This window comes from Cellulomonas sp. ACRRI, from assembly GCF_022346185.1.
Lineage (GTDB): Bacteria > Actinomycetota > Actinomycetes > Actinomycetales > Cellulomonadaceae > Cellulomonas.
The window spans coordinates 20,163-34,783 of the sequence record NZ_JAKRMS010000031.1 but is presented as its reverse complement, the minus strand read 5'-3'; the positions used below and the strand labels follow the sequence as shown (position 1 = coordinate 34,783).

11 protein-coding genes are annotated in these 14,621 nt (G+C 75.9%); 10 read left to right on the top strand and 1 reads right to left on the bottom strand.

Going from position 1 to position 14,621, the window contains the following annotated elements:
- Positions 1 to 318 precede the first annotated feature (318 nt).
- Positions 319 to 2,145, top strand: coding sequence for an aspartate--tRNA ligase (gene aspS, locus MHY85_RS08270; protein ID WP_239195381.1), 1,827 nt, complete (start codon positions 319 to 321; stop codon positions 2,143 to 2,145).
- The gene (locus MHY85_RS21815; RefSeq protein ID WP_239195379.1) at positions 2,142 to 3,125 is read left to right on the top strand and encodes a GNAT family N-acetyltransferase; all 984 of its coding nucleotides are present in this window, start codon (positions 2,142 to 2,144) and stop codon (positions 3,123 to 3,125) included. The genes aspS and MHY85_RS21815 overlap by 4 nt, the downstream gene beginning before the upstream one ends.
- Before the next feature lie 205 nt (positions 3,126 to 3,330).
- Here the strand turns inward: MHY85_RS21815 and MHY85_RS08260 are convergent, their stop codons facing one another.
- Complete coding sequence (locus MHY85_RS08260; RefSeq protein WP_308191340.1) at positions 3,331 to 5,568, bottom strand: MMPL family transporter; 2,238 nt, start codon at positions 5,566 to 5,568, stop codon at positions 3,331 to 3,333.
- Positions 5,569 to 5,679: 111 nt separating this feature from the next.
- Between MHY85_RS08260 and MHY85_RS08255 the strand changes: the two genes are divergently transcribed.
- The 8 genes from MHY85_RS08255 (at position 5,680) to MHY85_RS08220 (ending at position 14,544) form a co-directional block, all read left to right on the top strand.
- Entirely contained in the window at positions 5,680 to 7,104 is a 1,425-nt protein-coding gene (locus MHY85_RS08255) for a replication-associated recombination protein A (RefSeq protein WP_239195375.1), read from the top strand.
- Positions 7,105 to 7,337: 233 nt separating this feature from the next.
- Positions 7,338 to 7,964: a 30S ribosomal protein S4 gene (rpsD, locus tag MHY85_RS08250; RefSeq protein WP_239195373.1), complete on the top strand. Its 627-nt coding sequence runs from the start codon at positions 7,338 to 7,340 to the stop codon at positions 7,962 to 7,964.
- A 174-nt stretch (positions 7,965 to 8,138) separates the two neighbouring features.
- Entirely contained in the window at positions 8,139 to 8,501 is a 363-nt protein-coding gene (locus tag MHY85_RS08245) for a DUF948 domain-containing protein (protein ID WP_147793636.1), read from the top strand.
- Positions 8,498 to 9,010 (top strand): hypothetical protein, encoded by a 513-nt coding sequence (locus tag MHY85_RS08240; RefSeq protein WP_239195367.1) that lies wholly within the window; start codon positions 8,498 to 8,500, stop codon positions 9,008 to 9,010. Before MHY85_RS08245 ends, MHY85_RS08240 begins: the two co-directional genes overlap by 4 nt.
- 128 nt (positions 9,011 to 9,138) lie before the next feature.
- The gene (gene alaS / locus MHY85_RS08235; protein ID WP_239195365.1) at positions 9,139 to 11,844 is read left to right on the top strand and encodes an alanine--tRNA ligase; all 2,706 of its coding nucleotides are present in this window, start codon (positions 9,139 to 9,141) and stop codon (positions 11,842 to 11,844) included.
- 5 nt (positions 11,845 to 11,849) lie between these two features.
- Positions 11,850 to 12,467: a Holliday junction resolvase RuvX gene (gene ruvX / locus MHY85_RS08230; protein ID WP_308191339.1), complete on the top strand. Its 618-nt coding sequence runs from the start codon at positions 11,850 to 11,852 to the stop codon at positions 12,465 to 12,467.
- Entirely contained in the window at positions 12,464 to 13,618 is a 1,155-nt protein-coding gene (gene mltG, locus MHY85_RS08225; protein ID WP_239195363.1) for an endolytic transglycosylase MltG, read from the top strand. Before ruvX ends, mltG begins: the two co-directional genes overlap by 4 nt.
- Positions 13,615 to 14,544: a shikimate dehydrogenase gene (locus MHY85_RS08220; RefSeq protein WP_239195361.1), complete on the top strand. Its 930-nt coding sequence runs from the start codon at positions 13,615 to 13,617 to the stop codon at positions 14,542 to 14,544. The genes mltG and MHY85_RS08220 overlap by 4 nt, the downstream gene beginning before the upstream one ends.
- Positions 14,545 to 14,621 lie beyond the last annotated feature (77 nt).

The following is a 14,621-nucleotide window of genomic DNA, read 5'->3' as shown; positions in this document are numbered from 1 at the left end:
GCCCGGTCCGGTCGCACCCGCCACGGCGACGGCGGCGCCGGCCGGGGGAGCGCGGCCCCGCCGTCGCCGTGGCGGGTGCGACCGGACCGGGCGGCGGCGGAGACGCCCGAGGGCGCGCTCGCGGGCGCGCTGACGGGGGCGGTGCAGCCCGCGCTGTTCTGACGGCCGGGGCGCGCGTCCGGCGCGGGTGGCGCGGCACGCGACCGGCCTCGGGGCGACCCGCGGCGCGGGTATCCCCGCGACGGCGGCGGGCCGGTCGGCAGTAGACTCGCCGGGCTGCTCGGACGGGCAGCACCCCGACACCGGAGAGGACTCCTCGTGCTGCGCACCCACACCGCCGGCTCGCTGCGGGCCGAGCACATCGGCACCACCGTCACCCTGACCGGGTGGGTGGATCGCCGGCGCGATCACGGTGGGGTGGCCTTCGTGGACCTCCGGGACGCCTCGGGCATCGCCCAGGTCGTCATCCGGGACGAGGCCGTCGCGCACGGCCTGCGCGCCGAGTACGTGCTCCAGGTGACCGGCACGGTCGGTCGCCGCCCGGAGGGCAACGAGAACGCGCACCTCGCGACGGGCGAGGTCGAGGTGACCGCCGAGGAGGTGGTCGTCCTCAACGAGTCCGCGCCGCTGCCGTTCCAGGTGTCCTCCTCGCTCGACGAGCCGGTGGGCGAGGAGGCGCGCCTGCGCTACCGCTACCTCGACCTGCGCCGGCCCGCCCCCGCCAAGGCCCTGCGGATGCGGTCCCGTGCCAGCCAGGCGGCGCGCCGCGTGCTGGAGGCCCACGAGTTCGTCGAGGTCGAGACCCCGACGCTGACCCACTCGACCCCCGAGGGCGCGCGCGACTTCCTGGTGCCGGCCCGCCTGGCGCCGGGCTCCTGGTACGCCCTGCCGCAGTCGCCGCAGCTGTTCAAGCAGCTGCTGATGGTCGGCGGCATGGAGCGGTACTACCAGATCGCCCGCTGCTACCGGGACGAGGACTTCCGCGCCGACCGGCAGCCGGAGTTCACCCAGCTCGACGTCGAGATGTCGTTCGTCGACCAGGAGGACGTGATCGCCCTCGGCGAGCAGATCCTCGTCGCGCTGTGGGGCCTCATCGACTACGAGATCCCGACCCCGATCGCCCGCATGACCTACGCCGACGCGATGGCGAAGTACGGCACCGACAAGCCGGACCTGCGGTTCGGCCTGGAGCTCGTCGAGCTCACCGAGTACTTCGCCGAGACGCCGTTCCGGGTGTTCCAGGCGCCGTACGTCGGCGCGGTCGTCCAGCCGGGCGGCGCCTCGACGCCCCGGCGCGGGTTCGACGCCTGGCAGGAGTGGGCCAAGCAGCGGGGGGCCAAGGGCCTCGCGTACGTCACCGTCGGCGAGGACGGCACGCTCGGCGGCCCCGTCGCCAAGAACATCACCGACGCCGAGCGCGAGGGCCTCGCGGCCGCCGTCGGTGCGCAGCCGGGCGACGCGGTGTTCTTCGCGGCCGGCAAGCCCGCCGAGGCGCGTGCCCTGCTGGGTGCCGCCCGCCTGGAGATCGGCCGCCGCGCCGAGCTGATCGACGAGTCGGCCTGGTCGTTCGTCTGGGTGGTCGACGCGCCGCTGTTCAAGCCGACCGGCGAGGACGACGACGTGGCCGTCGGCGAGGGCGCGTGGACCGCCGTGCACCACGCCTTCACGTCGCCGACTCCCGAGTGGATCGACCGCTTCGAGGAGTCCCCGGGCGAGGCCCTGGCCTACGCCTACGACATCGTCTGCAACGGCAACGAGATCGGCGGCGGCTCGATCCGTATCCACCGCCGGGACGTCCAGGAGCGGGTGTTCGCGGTCATGGGCATCGGCGAGGAGGAGGCCCGCGAGAAGTTCGGCTGGCTGCTCGACGCCTTCCAGTTCGGCGCCCCGCCGCACGGCGGCATCGCCCTCGGCTGGGACCGCGTCGTGGCGCTGCTGACCGGCTCGGAGTCCATCCGCGACGTCATCGCGTTCCCGAAGTCGGGCGGCGGCTACGACCCGCTCACCGGCGCGCCGGCCCCGATCACGCCGCAGCAGCGCAAGGAGGCGGGCGTCGACGCGAAGCCGAAGGCGTCCGACCTCGCCCCGCAGGGCACGCCGGCGGAGACCCCGGTCGCGGACGCGGCTGCCCCCGCCCAGCGGTGACCCGCGTCGGCGACCCGGCCGACGGCACCCCGCAGCACCCCGACGGCCCCGGCGCGCGCACCGCGCCGGGGCCGTCGGCCGCGCACGGGCGAGCCGCGGGTGGCCGGGACGGTGCGGCGCCGGGCGACCGGCGGGGCGCGGCGCAGCGAGAGCACGCCGGCTCGTGGCCGGGATCGCGGTCCGGAGGGACCGCGCTGCCCGCGCGGTGGGCCCAGGACCCGTTCCTGCTCGACGAGCGGCGCTGGTGGCGACCCGCCGAGGTGCACGCCGAGGGCGACGCGATGCTGCTCGTGCAGCGCGCGGTCGAGCCCGCGGGTGCCGCCGAGGACGTCCCGGCGGGCGACCCGGCCCGCGGCGGCGCGACGATGCTGCTCGCGCTCGGCCCGGCGGAGCCCCTCGTGGCGCTGCTGCGCGCGCACGCCCGGCGCGGCCACCGGTTCGCCTGGGTGGACACCGACGCGCTCGGGCTGCTGCGCGCCGACGAGGTCGCGGCGCTCGGGCTCGCCCCGAACCGCACCGGGTGGGAGTGGCTGGTCACCGACGCCGCGCCCGCGCCGGTCGCCGCCGAGTCGAGGGTGCGCGAGCTCGACCCGCGCGCCGACGCCGCCGCCATCCGCGCCTGCCTCGCCGACGCGAACCCGACGACGGACGCGGACCCGGAGGGCGCGGGCGAGCGCTGGTGGGGCGCCCTCGACGCCGCCGGCCGCCTGGGCGGCGTCATCGGCGCCGGCCCGCGCGCCGGCCGGGTGGGCGGTCGCGGGTCAGCGCACCTGCACGGCCTGGGCGTCCGGCCCGGGGAGCGCGGGCAGGGGCTCGGCGCGGCGCTGACCGCCGGCGCCGTGCGGGCGCTGCTCGCCGACGGCGCCGACTGGGTGTCGCTGGGCATGTGGGACGACAACCACGGCGCCCGGCGGATCTACCACCGCCTCGGCCTGCGCACGGTGCACCGCCTGACGACCCTCCGCGCCCGCGGCGCCTGACCCGGCGCCGGGCGCACCGCGCCGGGCCCACCGCGCCGGCCGCGCCCGCGCGCCCCGTTGCTCGCCGAGCGTGCAACGGACACGTCGAGCGAGTAGTCGCCGGATGCTCGCTCGACGTGTCGGCTGCCCCCTCGCCGCGCGCGGCGCGGGCGCGGGGCGCAGCGGCCGGGCGCGGGGCGCAGCGGCCGGGCGCGGCGCGGCGGGGTCAGTGCGTGATCGCCAGGCGGGCGTGCAGCCGGCGCAGGGGCGCCGGGGCCCACCAGTTCAGGTCGCCCAGCACGGTCATCGTGGCGGGCACCAGCAGCAGCCGGACCAGGGTCGCGTCGATCAGCACCGCGACGGCCAGCGAGAAGCCGACCTCCTTGATCACCAGCAGCTCGCCGGCGACGAACCCGGCGAACACCGCGATGATGATCGCCGCCGCGGACGTGATGACCCGGCCGGACCGCTGGAGCCCGAGCCGGACCGCCACGTCGTTCGGCGCCCCCGCGTCGTGGAGCTCCTTGATCCGGGACAGCAGGAACACCTCGTAGTCCATCGCGAGCCCGAAGGCGAACGCGATGACGAGCGCCAGCACGTAGGTCTCGATGCCGCCGGTGGGGTCGAACGCCAGCAGCCCGGACAGGTGGCCGTCCTGGAACACCCAGACCAGCACGCCGAGGGACGCGCACAGCGACACGATGTTGGTGAGCAGCGCCTTGATCGGCACCAGCACCGAGCCGGTCATGAGGAACAGCAGCACCAGGGTCGCGACCGCGACGATGCCGAGCGCCCACGGTGCGCGGTCCACCAGCGCGTCGGTGAAGTCGATCTGGTTGGCGGCCTGACCGCCCACGTAGGCCTCGAACGGCAGGTCCAGGCCCCGGAGCTCGTGCACGACCGCCTGCGCGTCGGCGCCGCCGGGGTCGTCGGTGTCGGGGCGCACGCCGATGACGACCACCGACCCGCGGGCGACCGGCGCGTCCACGGACGCCACGCCGTCCAGGGCCTCCAGGTCGGGCACGACGGCCTGGGCCTCCGCGACGGACGTCCGCGCGACCACCGGCACCGCGGCCGAGGTGGACGCGGGGTACTGCTCGGCGAGCACCTGCACGTACTCGCGCTGCGGGCTGGACCGGGGCAGCAGCTCGGTGGTGGAGTTGCGCAGCTCCAGGTGCAGCAGCGGGGCCGCGAGCACCAGCAGCACCGCCAGCGAGCCGCCCATCACCCACCAGGGGCGCCGCTGCACGCGCGCGGCGAGCCGGGAGAACACGCCCTCCTCGCGCTCGACGTCGGCGGTGCGGGCCAGCACGGCGCGCACCCCGGGGACGCGGGACAGCACGCTCGGCCGGGCGAGCCGGCGTCCGGCGAGCACGAGCAGCGCGGGCACCAGGGTCAGCGCGGTGGCGACGGCGAACACGATGACGGCCACGGAACCCGCGCCGAACGCCCGGAGGATGTCCTGCCGGAACACCAGCAGGCCAGCGATCGAGATCGCCACGGTGAGCGCGGAGAACGCGACGGTGCGGCCCGCCGTCGACATGGTGGTCAGGAGCGCGCCGACCACGGCCCCGTCGCCGCGACGGCGCCGGGCGGAGCGGCCCTCGTCGTCGCCGAGGGTCTTGCCGAGCTCCTCGCGGAACCGGGACACGATGAGCAGGCCGTAGTCGATCGACAGGCCGAGGCCGAGCACGGTCACGACGTTCACCACGGACGACTCCAGGTCGTCCATGACGTACGACAGCCCGACGAGCGCCCCGAGGCCGCCCGCGATCGACGCGATCGCACCCGCCAGCGGCATCGCGGCGGCGAGGAACCCCCCGAAGACCAGCACCATGATGAGCAGGGCGACCGGCAGGGCGATGGCCTCGCCCGTCGTGAGGTCCCGCTCCACCTGGTCGGTGATCGCCGAGACGATCAGCGAGGTGCCGCCGACCAGGCCCGTCGCGTCCGGGGCGACGTCGTGCAGCGCGTCGGGCACCGCCTCGAGCCGGTCGCGCAGGTCGCGCAGCGCCGCCTGCTCCGTGTCGTCCGACAGCTCGGGGTCCAGCTCGGCGACCACGAGGAACCCGTCGCCGTCCTGCGCGAGCAGCGGCGCGGCGGCCGGGTTCGCGGGGCCCTGGGGGAGCACGAACGGGTCGATCACCGACACCACGCCGTCGACCGCGGCGACGTCCTCGCGGGCGGGCGCCAGCGCCTCCGCCAGCCCCTCGGTCGTCGGGTCCGCGCCCTGCACGACGAGGCTGAGCGACGCGCCCGACGTGCTGGTCGAGGCGAGCAGCTCGCTCGCGGTCGCGCTGTCCGAGCCCGGGACGACCGGCTCGCCGGTGCTCAGCCGGTCGAACAGGTTCTGCCCGCCGACCCCGACGAGCGCCACCGCGAAGCAGCCCGCGGCGACGACGGCCCACACGAGCACCGTGAGGCGGGGGTGGCGGGCGACCAGGCGGCCGAGGCTCTCGAACACGCGGGCCAGCATCGCAGGCCGGACGCCTCTCGCGCACCACCGGCCCCGCGCGCCCCACCCGTCCCGGCCCGACGGCGCGGCGTGTGGGACCGCGCCCGTAGGCTCGTGGGCATGGATCTGTTCGACGCGGTGACCTCGACGGCGCAGGGCACGCCCGCCCCGTCGGCCGGGGCGCCGCTGGCGGTGCGCATGCGCCCGCGCAGCCTGGCGGAGGTCGCCGGGCAGGAGCACCTGCTGGTGCCGGGCTCGCCGCTCCGGCGGCTGGTCGAGCCCGGTGACGCGACGGCGCGCCGCGCGGCCCCGTCGTCCGTCGTGCTCTGGGGCCCGCCCGGCACGGGCAAGACGACGCTCGCGTACCTGGTCGCCACGACGTCGGGCCGCCGGTTCGTCGAGCTGTCGGCCGTCACCGCGGGCGTGAAGGACGTGCGGCAGGTCGTGGACGACGCCCGGCGCCGGCTGGCGTCCGACGGCTCGGAGACGGTGCTGTTCATCGACGAGGTGCACCGGTTCACCAAGGCCCAGCAGGACGCGCTGCTGCCGAGCGTCGAGAACCGCTGGGTGACGCTGGTCGCGGCGACGACGGAGAACCCGAGCTTCTCGGTGAACTCGCCGCTGCTGTCCCGGTCGCTTCTCCTGACGCTCAAGCCGCTCGAGACGGACGACGTCCGGGCGCTGATCCGGCGGGCCGTCGAGGACGAGCGCGGCCTCGGCGGGGCGGTCGTGCTCACCGACGACGCCGAGGAGCACCTGCTGCGACTCTCCGGCGGCGACGCGCGCAAGGCCCTGACGATCCTCGAGGCCGCCGCGGGCGCCGCGCTCGCCGACCGCGAGGCGCGGCTGGCGGACCCGGACGTCGACCTCGGCGCCGACGCGGACGCCCCGGCGGTCGTCGACCTCGCGACCACCGAGCGCGCGATCGACGTCGCCGCCGTCCGGTACGACCGCGACGGCGACCAGCACTACGACGTGATCAGCGCGTTCATCAAGTCGGTGCGGGGCTCCGACGTCGACGCGTCGCTGCACTACCTGGCCCGGATGATCGCGGCGGGGGAGGACCCCCGGTTCATCGCCCGGCGCATCGTCATCTCGGCCTCGGAGGACGTGGGGATGGCCGACCCGAGCGCCCTGCAGACGGCGGTCGCCGCCGCGCAGGCCGTGCAGCTCATCGGCATGCCCGAGGCGCGGATCATCCTGGCCGAGGCCGTCGTGCACCTCGCGACGGCGCCGAAGTCGAACGCCGCCTACAACGGCATCAACGCCGCGCTCGCCGACGTGCAGGCGGGCCGGCTCGGCTCGGTGCCCGCGCACCTGCGGGACGCGCACTACGCCGGCGCCAAGCAGCTGGGGCACGGGAAGGGCTACCTGTACGCGCACGACCACCCGCACGGGATCGCCGCGCAGCAGTACCTGCCCGACGACCTGGTGGGCACGCGGTACTACAGCCCCACGGAGAACGGCTACGAGCGCCAGGTCGGCGAGCGGCTCGGCCGGATCCGGTCGGTGCTGGACCAGGCGCCGCCGCCGGCGGACACGTGACCCGCGCCGGCACCGCGCCCGCGCGCCGCGCGGGGCCGCATTAGGCCCAGCGACGCGCACCCGGTAGAGTTGCACGGTCGTCCGCACCCGGGTCCGCCCCGTGGGTCAGCCGGACGACCGCCTGGGGTCCTAGCCGCGTCCGCCTCGTACGGACGCACGGAGGTCGGCCCCACGCCCCGCCCGGGAGCAACCGGGCACGGGTGTGCCGTACGAGAAACGACAGGAAGAACCACATGAGCAACGTGACGCGTGCGCGTCGCCAGGTGCGCCTCTCGCGCGCCCTCGGCCTCGCGCTCACCCCGAAGGCCGTCAAGCACTTCGAGAAGCGCCCCTACCCGCCCGGCGAGCACGGCCGCGCCCGCCGCCGCACCGAGTCGGACTACGCGGTGCGTCTGCGCGAGAAGCAGCGTCTGCGCGCCCAGTACGCGCTGCGCGAGAAGCAGCTCGCCCGTGCGTACGAGGACGCCCGCAAGGCCCCGGGCCTGACCGGTGAGGCCCTGGTCGAGGACCTCGAGACCCGTCTCGACGCGCTGGTGCTCCGCGCCGGCTTCGCCCGCACCATCCTGCAGGCGCGCCAGGTCGTGACCCACCGCCACGTCCTGGTCGACGGCAAGATCGTGGACCGTCCGTCCTTCCGGGTGAAGGAGGGCCAGACCCTGCAGATCAAGCCCAAGTCGCAGACCACCGTGCCGTTCCAGGTCGCCGCCGCCGGCGCCCACCGCGACGTGCTGCCGGCCGTCCCGGGCTACCTGGACGTCCAGCTCGAGAAGCTGTCGGCCGTGCTGGTCCGCCGCCCGAAGCGCGCCGAGGTCCCCGTGACCTGCGACGTCCAGCTGGTCGTCGAGTACTACGCCCGCTGAGCCACCCGGCTCGCACGTCCGCGACGCCCCCGCACCGCCCGTCACCGGGCCGGCGCCGGGGCGTCGCGGCGTTCCCGGCCCGCAGGCGCGGCCGGGCACCCGGCGCGGCACCGTCCGCCGGGTAGGGTTCACCCGACGTCGGACGACGTCGCGGACGACGCAGAAGGGCTGGCCATGCTGGGAGACATCGCGGGGCTCATCGCGGCCATCGCCTTCGTGCTGCTGGTGGGTGCGCTCGCCGTGCCGCTGGTGAAGCTCGGCCGCGTGCTGGACGAGACCCGGACCTCGGTCAAGGAGATCACCGAGCACACGGTGCCGATCCTCGACGAGGCCGCCACCACGGTGTCGTCCACCAACACCCAGCTCGAGCGGGTCGACGCGATCACCACGTCGGCCGCCCAGATCACGCAGAACGCGTCGGCGCTGACGTCGCTGTTCGCGGCCACCGTCGGCGGGCCGATGATCAAGGTCGCCGCCTTCAGCTACGGCGTGCGGCGCGCCCTGTCCGGCCTGGGCCGCGGGCGGTCCGGGCGATGAGCCGGCTGCTCTGGGTCGCGGTGGGCGCCGCGGCGGCGGTCGCGGGCGCCAAGCGGCTCGGCCTGCTGGACGACCTGACCGGCGCCCCCGCCGGGCACGGGGCGCACGCCGACGGCGACGCGGCCGGGACCGCCCGGGCCACCGCCACCACGGCCGCCCGCGCCGTGCGGACCGCGTTCCGCGCGGGCGCGACCACCGCCGGCGCCGTGCGCTCGCTGTCGGACGCCCGCCGCGAGTTCCGTGCCGGGATGGCCGAGCGCGAGGCCCAGCTGCGGCACGACCTGGTCGGCGACGTGGACGTGGACGCGATCCGCACCGAGCGCGCCGCGCACCGGGCGGCCGGCCGGGAGGCCGAGCACGACGCCGGCGGCGCCGTCCCGCCTGCCTGGCACCGGGACCCCGAGGCCCGCGAGGCGGCCCGCGCCGCCCGCGCCCGGAAGGGCTGGGCCGACGAGCCCACGGACGACCCGGCCGACGGCGACGGCGACCTGCCGTACTCCTTCTACTGAGACCCGGGCCGCGGCCCCTAGGCTGCACCCGGTCGCCGGGGCGGGAACACACCCGCGTCGCGCGACGCTGAACCACGAGAACGGGCAGGGGCCCGCGACCCCCGCCACCCGACCCAGACGAGGACACCATGCGCACCGCCGAGATCCGCCAGCGTTGGCTCGACTTCTTCGAGGCCCGCGGCCACGCCGTGGTGCCCTCCGCCCCGCTGATCTCGCCCGACCCGTCGACGCTGTTCGTCATCGCGGGCATGGTGCCGTTCATCCCGTACATGCTCGGCGAGCAGACGGCCCCGTGGCCGCGCGCGACGAGCGTGCAGAAGTGCGTGCGCACCCTCGACATCGAGGAGGTCGGCAAGACCACGCGGCACGGCACGTTCTTCCAGATGAACGGCAACTTCTCCTTCGGCGACTACTTCAAGGAGGGGGCGATCACCCACGCGTGGGAGCTGATCACCACTCCGCAGGACCGGGGCGGCTACGGCTTCGACCCGGAGAAGATCTGGGTCACGGTCTACGAGACCGACGACGAGGCGGCCGAGCTCTGGAAGCGGATCGCCGGCCTGCCGGACGAGCGCATCCAGCGCCGCGGCATGAAGGACAACTACTGGTCGACCGGCGCCCGCGGCCCGGCGGGCCCGTGCTCGGAGATCTACGTCGACCGCGGCCCGGAGTACGGCGCCGAGGGCGGCCCGGTCGTCGACGAGGACCGGTACATCGAGATCTGGAACCTCGTGTTCATGCAGTACGAGCGCGGCGACGGGGGCGGCAAGGAGAACTTCCCGATCCTCGGCGAGCTCAAGCAGAAGAACATCGACACCGGCATGGGGCTGGAGCGCGTCGCGTTCCTGCTCCAGGGCGTCGACAACATGTACGAGATCGACGAGGTCTTCCCCGTCATCGAGGCCGCGCAGCAGCTGTCCGGCCGCCGGTACGGCGCGGACCACGAGGACGACGTGCGGATGCGCGTGGTCGCGGACCACGTGCGCTCGGGCCTGATGCTCATGGGCGACGGCGTGGTGCCCTCGAACGAGGGCCGCGGCTACGTGCTGCGCCGCCTGCTGCGCCGCGCGGTCCGCGCGATGCGGCTGCTCGGCGTCGAGACCCCCGCGCTGCCGACCCTGCTCCCGGTGTCCCGCGACGCCATGTCGCCGTCGTACCCGGAGCTGGCGCGCGACTTCGACCGGATCGCCAAGGTCGCGTACGCGGAGGAGGAGGCGTTCCTGCGCACCTTGACCGCGGGCACCTCGATCCTCGACCTGGCGGTCTCCGAGGCGAAGTCCGCGGGCACCGGCACGCCGACCGCGGCGCCGCTGCTCTCGGGCGAGAAGGCGTTCCAGCTGCACGACACGTACGGCTTCCCGATCGACCTCACGCTCGAGATGGCGGCCGAGCAGGGCGTGTCCGTCGACGAGAAGGCGTTCCGCACGCTCATGCAGGCGCAGCGCGACCGCGCCCGGGCGGACGCCCTCGCCAAGCGCGCGGGCCGCACCGACACCGCGGCGTACCAGGACCTGCACGCCACGCTCAGCGGCTCGGGGGCGAAGCCGGTCGAGTTCGTCGGCTACGACCGCACCACGTCGCGCTCGCGCGTCGTCGGCCTGCTGGTCGACGGCGTGCCCGCCCCGGCGGCGACCGCCCCCGCGGACGTCGAGGTCGTCCTCGACGTCACGCCCTTCTACGCCGAGATGGGCGGCCAGCTGGCCGACCACGGCTCGATCGTGCTCGACGGCGGCGCGACCATCGAGATCGACGACGTGCAGGCGCCGGTCAAGGGCCTGCCGGTGCACCGCGGCCGCCTGGTCGAGGGCACCGTCACGCTGGACGAGCCGGGCGTCGCGTCGATCGACACGGCCCGCCGCATCGCGATCAGCCGCGCGCACACCGCGACGCACATGGTGCACAAGGCGATCCAGGAGTCGCTCGGCCCGTCGGCGACGCAGGCGGGCTCCGAGAACGCGCCCAGCCGCGTGCGGTTCGACTTCCGCGCCGGCCAGGCGGTCCCGCAGGGCGTGCTGTCCGAGGTCGAGGAGCGGGTCAACACCCGCCTGCAGGAGAACCTCGAGGTCACCGACGCGGTCATGCCGATCGCCGAGGCGCGCGCGCTCGGCGCGATGGCGCTGTTCGGCGAGAAGTACGGCGACCAGGTGCGCGTCGTGTCGATCGGCGGCGACTGGTCCCGCGAGCTCTGCGGCGGCACGCACGTGCGGCAGTCCGGCGAGCTGGGCCTGGTCACGCTGCTCGGCGAGTCGTCGATCGGCTCCGGCGTCCGCCGGGTCGACGCGCTGGTCGGCGACGGGGCGTACGGCTTCCACGCCAAGGAGCGCGCGCTGGTCGGTCAGATCTCCGGCCTCCTCGGCGCCCGGCCCGACGACCTGGCGGACCGCGTCTCGGCGCTGATGACCCGGCTCAAGGAGTCCGAGAAGGAGCTGGCGTCGCTGCGCGCGGCGCAGGTCCTCGCGGTCGCCGGCACGCTCGCGTCCTCCGCCGCCGAGATCGGCGGCACGCGCGTGGTCACGCACGACGCCGGCGAGGTCGGCGCGGCGGACGACCTGCGCACCCTCGTGCTCGACGTCCGCGCCCGGCTCGGCGAGTCCGCCCCGGCGGTCGTCGCGGTCGGCGGCGTGACCAAGGGCCGCCCGGTGGTGGTCGTCGCGACCAACGCCGCGGCGCGCGAGAAGGGCGTCCGCGCGGGCTCCCTCGTCAAGACCGCGTCCGGCCTGCTCGGCGGCGGTGGCGGCGGCAAGGACGACCTGGCGCAGGGCGGTGGAGCCGACGCCGCCCGGCTGCCGGAGGCGCTCGCCGGCATCCGCGAGGCGATCGGGGCGGGGGCCTGAGCCGGGTGGCCGGCACCCCGGGCACGGCCGACGCGCCCGGTGCGCCGGACCCCGACGCCGTGGTGCGCGGGGCCCGGCTCGCCGTCGACGTCGGCTCCGTCCGGGTCGGCCTCGCGGCCAGCGACCCGGACGGCCTGGTGGCCACCCCGGTCGACACGCTGCCCCGCGACACCCGCCCGCCGGCGCCGGGCGCGCTCCCGTCGGACGTCGCCACGATCGTCGCCGAGGTGGCCGACCGGTTCGCCGCGGCGGTGTACGTCGGCCTCCCGAAGCACCTCTCCGGGACCGAGGGCTCGGCAGCACAGGCCGCACGCGCGTACGCTGGTGCGCTGGCGCAGGCCGTCGCACCGGTTCCGGTGCGGCTGGTCGACGAGCGGATGAGCACGGTGTCCGCCCATCAGGCGCTGCACGCGTCCGGCAGGTCCGGGCGTCGTCACCGGGCGGTCGTCGACCAGGCGGCCGCGGTGGTGATCCTGCAGACCGCGCTCGACGCGGAGCGCTCCTCGGGCCGCAGGCCCGGCGAGCGGGTCACGGCGACCCGCCCGGAGCGCCCCGAGGGGGAGCGCCCGGGGGGTCCGCAGGAGGACGGACGAGCAGGACACACCGAAGGGACGACCGAGTGAGCGACCTGTTCCTCGGTGCTCCGCAGCAGGAGCACCACGAGGCGCCCCCGCCCTCGCGCCGCTCGCGCCGCGACTCGCACGAGCAGCGGATCAAGCAGCGCAAGCACCGCCGCCGGCGCACGTTCGTCGTGCTGCTGCTCGCGCTCGTCCTGGTCGGCGGCGCCGGCTTCGTCGTGTGGAGCGTGTTCGGCGGGCTGTTCTCCGGCTCCGGCGGCGAGGAGACCGTCCAGGACTACCCCGGACCCGGCAGCGGCGAGGTCCAGGTGGTCGTCGCGTCCGGCGACACCGGCGGCGCCATCGGCCAGACGCTGGTCGACGCGGGTGTCGTCGCCACGACCAAGGCGTTCACGAGCGCGTACGCGGCCAACCCCGCCGCGACCGGCATCCAGCCCGGCACCTACACGCTCCAGCTCGAGATGAAGGCCAGCGACGCGGTCAACGCGCTGCTCGACCCCGCCAACCGCGTCTCGAACCGGGTCACCATCCCGGAGGGCTACACCGCCCAGCAGATCTACCAGCGCGTCTACGAGGTCACCGGCATCACCGTCGAGGACCTGCAGGCCGCCGCGGCCGACCCCGCCGCGATCGGGCTCCCGGCCGAGGCCGGCGGGAACGTCGAGGGCTGGCTGTTCCCCATGACCTACGAGGTCGAGCCCGGGTCGAGCGCCGCCAGCGTGCTCTCGCAGATGGTCGCCCGCACGACGGCGCTGCTCACGAGCAAGGGCGTCGCGCAGGACCAGTGGGAGACCGTGCTGAACAAGGCGTCGATCGTGGAGCGCGAGGGCAAGCTCGACGAGGACCGGCCGAAGATCGCGCGGGCGATCGACAACCGCCTCGAGATCCAGATGCCCCTGCAGGTCGACGCCACCGTGCTCTACGGGGTCGGCGTGACCGGTCGTTCGCCCACCCGCGCGGAGCTCGACGACGCGTCGAACCCGTACAACTCGTACAAGACGACCGGCCTGCCGCCCACCCCGATCGCCAACCCGGGCGAGGCGTCGATCGACGCGGTCATCACACCCGCGGACGGCCCGTGGCTGTTCTGGGTCACGGTCAACCCCGACACCGGCGAGACCAAGTTCGCCGAGACCTACGACGAGCACCAGACCTACGTGAACGAGCTCCGGGCGTGGGAGGAAGCGCACCAGTGACGGCGGGCTCGGCGCGTCGGGCGGCCGTCCTCGGCCACCCGATCGGGCACTCCCTGTCGCCGGTCCTGCACCGGGCCGCCTACCGGGCGCTCGGGCTCGACGGCTGGTCGTACGACGCGGTCGACGTGACCGAGGAGCAGCTGCCGGCGTTCGTCGGCGACCTCGACGCCACGTGGGCCGGGCTCAGCCTGACCATGCCGCTGAAGCAGACCGTGCTGCCGCTCCTCGACCACGTCGAGCCGCTCGCGGCCGTCGTCGGCGCGGTGAACACCGTGCTGGTGCAGGCCGGCGGGTCCGGTCGTCCGGTGCTGACCGGCGCCAACACCGACGTGCACGGGATCGTGGCGGCGCTGTCGGAGGGCCTCGCGGCCGCCGGCGGCGGCGCGGCGCCGGGGGAGCGGCCGCCCGCGCGGAGCGCCGTCGTCCTCGGCGCCGGCGCCACCGCCGCCTCCGCCCTCGCCGCGCTGGCCGAGCTCGGCTGCCCCGCGCCCGTCGTCCTCGCCCGCTCCCTGGGCCGGACCGGTGCGCTCGCGCGCGCCGCGCACCGCATGGGCGTCGAGCCGGTGTTCCGGTCGCTCGACGGCGCGCTCGACGCGATGGCCGGCGCCGACCTGGTCGTCTCGACCCTGCCGCCGCGCGCGGCGGACGACCTGGCGGCCGGGCTCGCCGTGGCCGCGCGCGCCCCCCGGCCGGGCGCCGTGCTGCTCGACGTCGCCTACGACCCGCGGCCCACCGCGCTGCACACCGCGTGGCTCGGCGCCGGCGGCGTCGCCGTGCCGGGGGAGCGGATGCTGCTGCACCAGGCCGCCGAGCAGGTGCGGCTCATGACCGGGCGGCCCGGCCCGCTCGCGGCGATGGACGCGGCGCTCGGCGCGGCGCTGGACGGCTCGGCGGACGGCTCGCCGGCGGGGGCCGCCGCCCGCTGACCGGGGGTTTCACCCGCGCCACGACGGTCGGCCGCCGGACCGGTGCCCGCCGGGGCCTCATCTCCCCGCGCCGACCT

Excerpts from the sequence above, each read along its gene's own strand:
- rpsD (WP_239195373.1), top strand. The coding sequence starts at position 7,338 with ATGAGCAACGTGACGCGTGCGCGTCGCCAGGTGCGCCTCTCGCGCGCC.
- MHY85_RS08240 (WP_239195367.1), top strand. The coding sequence starts at position 8,498 with ATGAGCCGGCTGCTCTGGGTCGCGGTGGGCGCCGCGGCGGCGGTCGCG.
- MHY85_RS08255 (WP_239195375.1), top strand. The coding sequence starts at position 5,680 with ATGGATCTGTTCGACGCGGTGACCTCGACGGCGCAGGGCACGCCCGCC.
- alaS (WP_239195365.1), top strand. The coding sequence starts at position 9,139 with ATGCGCACCGCCGAGATCCGCCAGCGTTGGCTCGACTTCTTCGAGGCC.
- MHY85_RS08245 (WP_147793636.1), top strand. The coding sequence starts at position 8,139 with ATGCTGGGAGACATCGCGGGGCTCATCGCGGCCATCGCCTTCGTGCTG.